Raw genomic sequence first — 9010 nt, forward strand, 5'->3', positions numbered from 1 at the left:
TGGCGGATCCTCCGCAAGGCCAGACTCAGCCCGAACGCACTCACGTCAACCACAAACGCCATCCTCACCCTGGAGGCTCACCGTTGAAAAGGCTCCACCTCAACACCGGGGTGCCTCCGCAGCCAGGCGGCCAGCTGCTCGGCGTCCCGCCCGGCCCACAACTCGACCGGCAACCTGGTGTCGGCATCCACCAGCAGGGTTCCGTAGACGTCCGCGTACAGCGCGAAGTCGTCCACGCCCAGCACCCGCGGGGTCGCTGCCGGCGGAAGCGGCAGGCGCATCAGACGCAACAGCACGCTGGTCCGCGACAGCGGCACTTCAGGATCTGCAGGAGCCGGGCGCCGCCGCGGCCGGCGAGTAGCACCCCGGCCATCTCCACCAGGTGCTGCAGCAGCGGGCTGCGGCGCTGGTAGCGCGCCGTCAGCCCCTCGACCTGCTCGGCAAACGTCCGCCGACCGCAGCCGGGCTGTCACAGAACAACCGCCGCACCGACAGCCCGATCACCACCGGGCGCCCACCGACAGCGACATCGGCCAGCGCGCGGCAATAGCGACCGCGCACCCACGCAGAACCACGGCCGCAGTCCGGACACGCCACCGTCAACTCACGGGTACGGCCCGCGATGCCGACCACGCCACCGCCACCCACACTCGCTCCACCCGCACCGCAGCCAGGTGCGCAGACACGATCCGTACGAGGTCGTCACACTCGCTGACAGTGCCGCCACCCGTGACGGAGCGTCACCGGCACACGGTGGCGCACCTCAGCTTCACGGAAATCTTGCCAGGGCCACATCAGCTCGTACGCCGACAATGTGGCGCCCTTTGCCATCGACATTGCCGGTGCACGGTCCTCGCATTCCCGGCATGCCTTGCGGGGGAAGAGGACGGACAGTCGGGGATGTCCGTCGCCCAGGGTGGTTTTCCAGGGCGGGCTGGTGATGCCATTCGGACAGTTGAGGGTGCGGTTCTCCCAGTCGATGTGGAAGTCCTCCTTCGTGAAGCCCGACCGCTGGGCGACTTGTGGGTCCTCGCTGACCGGCCCGAGCAAGGGGATGTCCCAGGTCATGGCTGCTTGATGGATGCTGTCGGGGGTGACATAGCCGCCGTCGACGACGTGCTCGAGGGGTTGAAAGCCCTGGCGGGTCAGCTGCTGATGGATGTCGTCGAGGGCGCGTCGATGTCCTGTTGCGGCGCCGGGCGGGTGACGACCTGGACGATGACGGCTTCTGCAAGCCGGTCCACGATCAGCGCCAAGACCCGGAACCGGACCCATTGCCACTGCGGTCACCCCTCCGACCGCCGAAACCGCCCCGCTCCCACCAGCGCAGCATCGCGAGGACGGCGAGTGTGCAGGAAGAGCGGTGGGTGAGCCTGGGGTGCAGCCGGTCCCAGGAGCGGGCTCTGGCGGTGCCGTATAGACGTGTGGCGGTGACAGTCTCGGTGTACGGGGTGCCCCAGGTGTCGGGCTGGCCGAAGACGAACTCGCTGCCGTGCCGGGGCGGCCCGCCGCAAGACGCGGTCCGAGCGCATCCGGGCCAGCACCTGCACCGGCAGGTCCCTCAGCAGGAATGCGAGACGGGGTGCGTCGTAGCCGGCGTCCGCGAGGATGAGGATCTCCGGGTCGCCTTCCTGCCATTGGCCTGCCCTGATCAGGGCCTCGACCAGTTCGCGTAGTTGCCGGGCGGTGACGGTGGCGGTGTCGTCTCCGGGCTGCAGGCGCAATGCGTCCAGCGGAGCGGTCCAAGAGCTGCGGCCCGGCTCGAGTGCGCAGATGATCGAGTATGGCCAGCCGGGAATCGGGATGTGCTGGTCCTTGCCCCGGCCATAGGTGTGACACAGGATCGGTTGCGGTGAGGTATGGGCATCGGGGCGCAGCCAGCAGGTGATGTCGACGGCCAGGACCAGCCGGCCGTCGACGGCCCGTGGCAGTGACACCGAGGCCAGGACCCGCCGCAGCCGGCCGGCATCGGCCCGGCCGCGGGCGACGGCTGAGTAGAGGCCGCCATGCTCGCGACGGTGTTCGCCGACCAGCGACAGCTCGGGCAGCGACCTCACCGGCCCGTCACCGCACAGAACGGCATCAGCCAGTTCGAACAACGCGTCCAAACGAGCGGTGAGACAGGCGTAGAACTCGCCCCGGAAGCATGTCAGTTGCGCCAAAGTGTCTCGTCGTGTGTCACGATGCAGCAGACTCATCCCCACGGCCTTCGGTCTGAAGATGTGTTCCTTGGTCGGAGCACATGTTCAGACGAAGGCCGCCTTCATGTACGGCGGATACCGGACCGAGTGATCAAGTTCGACGCACCATTCGACACCGGACGTTAAAGATCAAGCTTAGGGCAGGCTGGGTGCCCCGGACCAACACCGTGGACACAGTCCTCGCCCCAGTTGTCCCAGCCCCCGACGACACGACGCTTCGGTTACGACTTCTCGTCCACTGGCCGGGGATGACCTGCCCGCCATCAGTGCCCGCGCTCGGCGCCTCCGTTGACCCGAATGACCTGTGAGGTGATGTGCCCGGCACCGGGGGAGGCCAGCCAGCGCAGGGTGGCTGCGACGTCCCTGGGCGCGCCGGCGCAGCCGGTCACGGTGTGGGCTATGAGCCGATGTCGCCTCGCTTCGTCCAGGGTGTCTCCGAGGAAATCGGTGTCCGCGATGTATCCGGGAGCCACTACGTTCACCGTGATGCCGCGCGATCCCAGCTCGCGGGCCAAGCCGTGGGCATAGGGGTGGAGCCCGGCCTTGGCCGCCGCATAGGCTATGCTGCCGGCTCCCCGGTAGGGGACGATGGAACCGACGAAGAGCACCCGGCCGCCGGGCTCGGTGAGCCGGTCTTTCAGTGCCTCGGTGAGGAGCGCGGCGGTCAGCACATTCGCCCGGAAGTTGACGGTCCAGTTGTGTGCCACCCGGTCGAGGGGTTCGTCGCTCTTGGGCGGGGGTTCCAGTTTGCCGACGCCCCCTGCACTGTGCACGAGCACGTCGACGGCGCCGAACTCCTCAGCGACGAACCGGGCGACACCGCGCACCTCTCCGGGCACGGAGAGGTCCGCTGCGTAGGTGAGCGCTCCGGGCACCCCGGCCTTCTCCAGAACCTCGGCACGCCGGCCAAGCAACAGCACCCGGTCCCCCTCCTCCGCGAAGGCCCGCGCTGCGGCGAGCCCAATGCCCGTACCGCCTCCGCTGATTACGATGCGGCGCGTCGTGGTCCGAGCGCACGAGGTTTCGGACATGCAGATTCCTCTCAGGGTTACGGTTGTTCGGCGAGGCCGTGGGCCAGGCCCCTTGAGGCGGCGGTGAGCCTGGACGGTGCGCGACGACGCCCAAATCGCCGTCTACGGGCTGGCTGGACGGCAGGACCAGAACCGGATGGAGTCCCTCAGCGTTATTCCCTCGGTTTCGCCACCGCGTTTGGCCAGGGACTGTCGCCACAGTTGATAACTCTGTTAATTAAGCAGCGCGAACGGAAGAGCGCGAGTTCGCGAGCACGTGAACGCGTTGAACGCCTGGATGCCTTAGCCTGGTGCCTGGGCGCAGTGGGACTCGGCTGACGGGCGAAAACCGCAGGTCGCAGGACCTTTCTGGTGCACCCGACTGGCCTGGTCGAAGATTCCGCGTCGTCATGCGTGTGCTTTGAGCAGGCGGTCGAGGCCCCCGGCCCAGGACGGGTACCGCATCTTGGGCCTGGGGAATCCCGGGATCTCGGGGGTTCCCCCCTCGATCGAGAAGCGCCTGGTGGCCGCCGGCATCACCGACGGCCATATGGCCCACTGCGTCGCTACCAGCCGCGGCACACGTTCGCACGCAACCTCGCTGTGCTGCCGTGGGGGCCAGGTACTGAGGTTTTCGGGTCGTTGTCGGGTGGTGGCGGTTCATGATCCCTGCGGTATGCCGGTGGGGTGAGGTGTCCGGAGGGTGGGGGCCTGACCGCTGAGCGGCGGGCGTTTCGTGAGGGGATCCGGCTTCAGGCCGGCGAGCGGTTCGCGGCGGGTGAGAAGACCGCGGTGATCGCGAAGGATCTGCGGGTGAGTGTGCGGTCGGTGGAGCGCTGGCGGCGGGTCTGGCGCGAGGGTGGCATGGAGGCCTTGTGCTCCACGGGTCCGGCGAACTCCCCGACTGTCACCGATGCCCAGTTCGCGGTACTCGAGGAGGAACTCGGCAAGGGGCCGGCAGCCCACGGGTTCGACGATCAGCGCTGGACCTTGGCCCGGGCCCAGACGGTGATCCGTCGGCGGCTGCGGGTGAGCCTGTCGGTGGCGACGGTGTGGCGGTTGCTGAAGCGGCACGGTTGGTCCTGGCAGGCACCCGCCCGCCGTGCTCTCGAACGCGATGAGCAGGCAGTGGAGTTGTGGAAGAAGGAGGTGTGGCCGCGGGTAAAAGGCTCGCGGCGGTGTCCGGTGCCTGGAACGTCTTCGAGTTGCGCCGTGAGGCGCTGTGTTTCGTGTGGAGGTGAGACACCTTCGCCGCTGACCTGTCGTAGCAGGGAGGGAGCTGAGGGCAGCCTGATCCGGGTTATGCCGGGGAGGGCGGGAGCGGCCCTGACAAAGCCGGGACGTGCCAGTACTGCCAGGTGGTGCAGGTTCGGCGAGCGGGACGGAGAGGAGTACGCGAGGAACCGGCGTCTTTACGTTTCTTAACGATGCCACCGGCTCGAACCTGGCGGATCTGGGCCGGAAGCGGTGCGCACCCGTCGCCGTTGGCGGCGGGGAACTTCCTGGCCGGTATTTCGAAGCCGTCCAGAAGGCCACGAGGAAGGACTACGGCGTACTCGTGGCGATGCCACAGGGACACAGTCGGGCTCCTACTTCGACGAACGAAACACAGTGAACACGGGAACCATCCGGTCTCAACTCCCCGGCAGCGGACTGCCAGTGGGCGGCGGGGATAGGTGCATCGACCGCTGAACGGGCGGGGTGGGGCGGAGCCGCCGTAGTACTCCGAGCCGTTGAAAGCCCGGAGCATGGGGAAGGGCGGCAGCGGTATCGGTAAGGGAAGGACGCTGCAATGCCGAAAGACGCACCGCTGAATAGCGGCGCTTTGCCGGAGGCGGCCCCGGTGGGGCCGCGTCAGCGGGTATCGGAGATGCAGGCCAAGCTTCACCGTTGGGCGGTGGCCGATCCCGGCCGCCGGTTCGACGATCTGTTCAACTTCGTGCACGACCCGGCGACGCTGATGGTGGCGTTCGACCGGGTCGCCGGCAACCGGGTCGCCAACACTCCCGGCATCGACGGCCTGAGTGCAGGCGACGTTGAGGAAAGGATCGGCGTCCCCGGATTCGTGAATGACCTTCGTGCCCAACTCAAACAGGGCACGTTCCGGCCGCTGCCGGTGCGGGAACGCAAGATTCCCAAGCCGGGCGGGTCGGGAAAGGTGCGGCGACTGGGGATTCCCGTGATCGCCGACCGGGTCGTTCAGGCCGCGCTGAAGCTGGTGCTGGAACCGATCTTCGAGGCCGACTTCAAGCCGGTCTCCTACGGATTCCGGCCCAAACGGCGGGCCCAGGACGCGATTGCCGAGATCCATTTCTATGGCACCCACGGCTACCGCTGGGTGCTGGACGCGGACATCGCGGCGTGTTTCGACGAGATCGACCACGCCGCGCTGATGGACCGGGTCCGGGCAAGGATCAAGGACAAGAAGGTCCTGGCGCTGGTGAAGGCGTTCTTGAAGGCCGGGCTTCTGACGGAGCTCGGCGAGCATCAGAAAACACTCACCGGTACTCCGCAAGGGGGCATCCTCTCTCCGTTGCTGGCCAACATCGCCCTGTCGGTGCTCGACGAGCACCTGCACCGGGTATGGGAGCCAGGCGGAGAGCTGTCCACCGACTACCGGCGTGACCGACGCCGGGCTATTGGTCTGCCGTCGTGGCGGCTGGTTCGCTACGCGGACGACTTCGTCGTCCTGGTCGACGGGACCAGGCAGGACACCGAGGCACTGCACGAGGAGATCGCCCAGGTCCTCGCGCCGATTGGGTTGCGGCTGTCACCGGCCAAGACCCAAGTGGTCCACCTGAGCGAGGGGTTCGACTTCCTGGGGTTTCACATCCAGTGGCGCCGCAAGCGCGGAACGAACAAGTGGTACGTCTACACCTTCATCGCCGACCGGCCTCTTCGGTCGGTGAAGGCGAAGATCCGTCACCTCACCCACAGAACGTCGCAGCAGGACCTTGCTGTGGTGTTGATCAATCTCAATCGGATCATTCATGGCTGGGCCAAATACTTCAGGCATGCCGTCGCAAAGCACATCTTCAGCAGGCTAGACGACCTCGTCTGGTGGCGGGTCATCCGGCTCCTGAGGACACGGCATCACTGGAGCTGGTCGGACGTCCGCAGACGGCTCACCACTGCCACCGGGCGGTGGCTGCCGATCAGCGCGGACGGGATCGAATTGCGGAAAATCAGCGCGATCCCGGTCATCCGGTATCGCTACCGCGGCAACAAGATCCCCACCCCCTGGGCCCCTGCACCCACCTGACGGCAGAGACCGTGGAGAGCCCGTTGCCTAGTAATAGGCACGGCGGGTTCGGCGAGAGGTCCGGGGAAACGGACCGGGAGCAATCCCGGCACCGCGCCCCGGGCCTACTCAGCGACGAAGCCGGATTCTCCATGACGCCGCCCCGTGCCCGCACCTGGGGCCGGCGTGGACACACCCCTGTCATCCGGGTGAGGGGCCGCTCCCGCCGCCGGACCTCGGTCGCGGCCCTGTGCTGCTACAAACCCGGCGAAACGAGCCGTCTCGTCCACCGTCCCCGCACCCGTCTTCTCCTCAAGGGCGCCCGCAGCACCTTTACCTGGAAGGACTACCGCGATCTCCTGGTCCGCGCACACACCCAGCTCGGTGGTCCGATTGTGATGGTCTGGGACAGTCTCAACACCCACCTGGCCGCCGGGCTGAAGCGGTACGAGGCCGAGCACGACTGGCTCACCACCGTCCGGCTCCCGCCGTATGCACCCGACTTGAACCCCGTCGAGGCCGTCTGGTCACTCGTGCGCCGAGCGATGGCCAACACCGCCTTCCACACACCCGACGACCTCGACCGCACACTCCGCCGCGAGTTACGCAGAATCCAACTCCGGCCCCACCTGATCGACGGCTGCCTCACCGCCACAGGTCTGACGATCAACCCACCGACCCCACTGTGAAAACCTCAGTAGGTGACGTCGGGGCCTCAGCCCCTTGGGGGAGCGGTGCTCCACCGACCGCATCGGGGTGCGGTGGGCGGCGCCGTAGCTCTTGAGTTTGTCGGTGACCAGTACCCTGGGCACCGCCACTGCTTCTTCATGAGCTTGGCCATGAACCGCTGCGCGGCCTTCGGGACTGTAAACCGTTCGGTGTAACTCCCGATCATGGAAGATGCATCGATGACCAGTGAGAACGTGGCCGAGAGGCTGTCGAGTCGGCAGCGGCTGTGCCGGCGAAGGCGGTGGACGACCAGCTGATCAACGAGCTGGTGAGCCGAGCCCAGGCCGAGGGCCTGCAGCTGACCGGTGAGGGCGGACTTCTCCAGCAGGTGACGAAGCGGCTGCTGGAGTCCGCCCTGGAGGGCGAGATCACCAACCACCTCGGCTATGACAAGCACGATCCGGCCGGCAAGGACGGTGACAACTCCCGCAACGGCAAACGCTCCAAGACCGTCCTGACCGAGGTCGGGCCGGTGGAGATAGCCGTGCCCCGTGACCGGGACGGCTCGTTCGAGCCGAAGATCGTCAAGAAGTGGCAGAAGCGCCTGACCGGCGTCGACGAGATGGTGATCTCGCTGGCCGTGATCTCGCTGGCCGCGAAGGGCCTGACCACCGGTGAGGTCCAGGCCCATCTTGCAGAGGTCTATGGCGCCGACGTCTCCCGGCAGACCATCTCCACCATCACCGACAAAGTCCTCGAGGGCATGGCCGAATGGCAGAGCCGACCTCTGGACTACGTCTATCCGGTGGTCTTCATTGACGCCATCCACGTGAAGGTCCGTGACGGCGCGGTCGCCAACCGGCCTATCTACCTCGCCCTGGCCGTGGCCGTCGAGGGCCGGCGGGAGATTCTGGGCCTGTGGGCCGGTGACGGCGGCGAGGGTGCCAAGCACTGGCTGCACACCCTCACCGAGATCAAGAACCGCGGCGTCAACGACGTACTGATGCTGGTCTGCGACGGCCTCAAAGGCCTGCCCGAGGCGGTGGAGACGGTCTGGCCTCGCACCATCGTGCAGACCTGCGTGGTCCACCTGCTGCGGAACTCTTTCCGCTATGCCGCCCGCCAGGACTGGGACAAGATCGCCAGGCTCCTCAAGCCCGTTTACACCGCGCCGACCGAGGAGGCCGCCCTGGACCGGTTCGCGGAGTTCGCCGACGCCTGGGGCAGAAAGTATCCGGCGATCGTGACGCTGTGGGAGAACGCGTGGGAGGAGTTCACCCCGTTCCTGCGGTCCGACACGGAGATCCGCCGGATCGTCTGCACCACCAACGCGATTGAGCCGGTCAACGCGCGGATCCAGCGAGCGGTCAAGGCCCGCGGACACTTCCCCAACGAGCAGGCCGCCCTGAAGTGCGTCTACATGGCCATCATGTCGCTCGATCCCACCGGCAAGGGACAGGCCCGCTGGACCATGCGCTGGAAGACCGCCCTGAACGCCTTCGACATCACCTTCGACAGCCGACTCTCAGCAGCCCGTCAATAACCCAACCACCCTGGTTACACCGTCCGTTTGACAGACCCTCACCACATAGGACACGGTCTTACTCCCCACCGGGCACTGCTTTCTCTGGACCCACACGTCCCAGTCTCCAGATGCAACGCGATCAAGGGGAAGCTTCACCGCGCCAGTCCCCGACCCTACTTACAGGCTGTTCAAATGAGCTGTGTGAACCGTTCCGGGTTCGATAGAGACTCGATCATTTGAGAGGATCGAGTCATGGCACGTCCTTCCCTCTACCCCGTTGAGCTGCGTAAACGAGCGGTCCGCATGGTCGCCGAGGTACGTCCGGAGTACGACACAGAGTGGGCCGCAATGAAAGCGGTCGCGG

6 protein-coding genes and 4 pseudogenes are annotated in these 9010 nt (G+C 66.7%); 4 read left to right on the forward strand and 6 right to left on the reverse strand.

The window, feature by feature from the left end:
• Positions 1 to 77: 77 nt before the first annotated feature.
• The 5 genes and pseudogenes from ACZ7GZ_RS41160 to ACZ7GZ_RS41180 form a co-directional block, all read right to left on the reverse strand.
• Entirely contained in the window at positions 78 to 317 is a 240-nt protein-coding gene (locus tag ACZ7GZ_RS41160) for a hypothetical protein (protein WP_471032722.1), read from the reverse strand.
• Positions 318 to 420: 103 nt separating this feature from the next.
• A complete protein-coding gene (locus ACZ7GZ_RS41165) occupies positions 421 to 648 on the reverse strand; it encodes a transposase family protein (protein ID WP_471032724.1) in 228 nt (75 codons plus the stop codon).
• Between the two features lie 54 nt (positions 649 to 702).
• Positions 703 to 1068, reverse strand: coding sequence for a transposase (locus ACZ7GZ_RS41170; RefSeq protein WP_471032726.1), 366 nt, complete (start codon positions 1066 to 1068; stop codon positions 703 to 705).
• Positions 1069 to 1342: 274 nt separating this feature from the next.
• Positions 1343 to 2198: pseudogene (locus ACZ7GZ_RS41175) on the reverse strand (transposase); the annotation flags it as partial.
• A gap of 266 nt (positions 2199 to 2464) precedes the next feature.
• On the reverse strand, positions 2465 to 3232 hold the full coding sequence (locus ACZ7GZ_RS41180) for an SDR family NAD(P)-dependent oxidoreductase (RefSeq protein ID WP_471032729.1): 768 nt from the start codon (positions 3230 to 3232) through the stop codon (positions 2465 to 2467).
• Positions 3233 to 3898: 666 nt separating this feature from the next.
• Here ACZ7GZ_RS41180 and ACZ7GZ_RS41185 point away from each other — a divergent pair.
• From ACZ7GZ_RS41185 to ACZ7GZ_RS41195, 3 genes and pseudogenes are all read left to right on the forward strand, one after another.
• Positions 3899 to 4408: pseudogene (locus ACZ7GZ_RS41185) on the forward strand (winged helix-turn-helix domain-containing protein); the annotation flags it as partial.
• A gap of 595 nt (positions 4409 to 5003) precedes the next feature.
• On the forward strand, positions 5004 to 6473 hold the full coding sequence (gene ltrA / locus ACZ7GZ_RS41190) for a group II intron reverse transcriptase/maturase (protein WP_471032732.1): 1470 nt from the start codon (positions 5004 to 5006) through the stop codon (positions 6471 to 6473).
• Positions 6474 to 6586: 113 nt separating this feature from the next.
• A pseudogene (locus tag ACZ7GZ_RS41195) lies at positions 6587 to 7141 on the forward strand (transposase); the annotation flags it as partial.
• Between the two features lie 18 nt (positions 7142 to 7159).
• On the opposite strand, the pseudogene ACZ7GZ_RS41200 reads toward ACZ7GZ_RS41195, so the two are convergent.
• A pseudogene (locus ACZ7GZ_RS41200) lies at positions 7160 to 7308 on the reverse strand (IS6 family transposase); the annotation flags it as partial.
• Between the two features lie 99 nt (positions 7309 to 7407).
• On the opposite strand from ACZ7GZ_RS41200, the gene ACZ7GZ_RS41205 reads away from it, so the two are divergent.
• On the forward strand, positions 7408 to 8664 hold the full coding sequence (locus ACZ7GZ_RS41205; protein ID WP_471032735.1) for an IS256 family transposase: 1257 nt from the start codon (positions 7408 to 7410) through the stop codon (positions 8662 to 8664).
• The last annotated feature ends 346 nt before the right edge of the window (positions 8665 to 9010 follow it).

Source organism: Streptomyces sp. NPDC037288, from assembly GCF_055603265.1.

What these genes read in the sequence shown, in the direction of transcription:
- ACZ7GZ_RS41170 (WP_471032726.1), bottom strand. Translation starts at nt 1,068, where the DNA reads ATGACCTGGGACATCCCCTTGCTCGGGCCGGTCAGCGAGGACCCACAA.
- ACZ7GZ_RS41180 (WP_471032729.1), bottom strand. Translation starts at nt 3,232, where the DNA reads ATGTCCGAAACCTCGTGCGCTCGGACCACGACGCGCCGCATCGTAATC.
- ltrA (WP_471032732.1), top strand. Translation starts at nt 5,004, where the DNA reads ATGCCGAAAGACGCACCGCTGAATAGCGGCGCTTTGCCGGAGGCGGCC.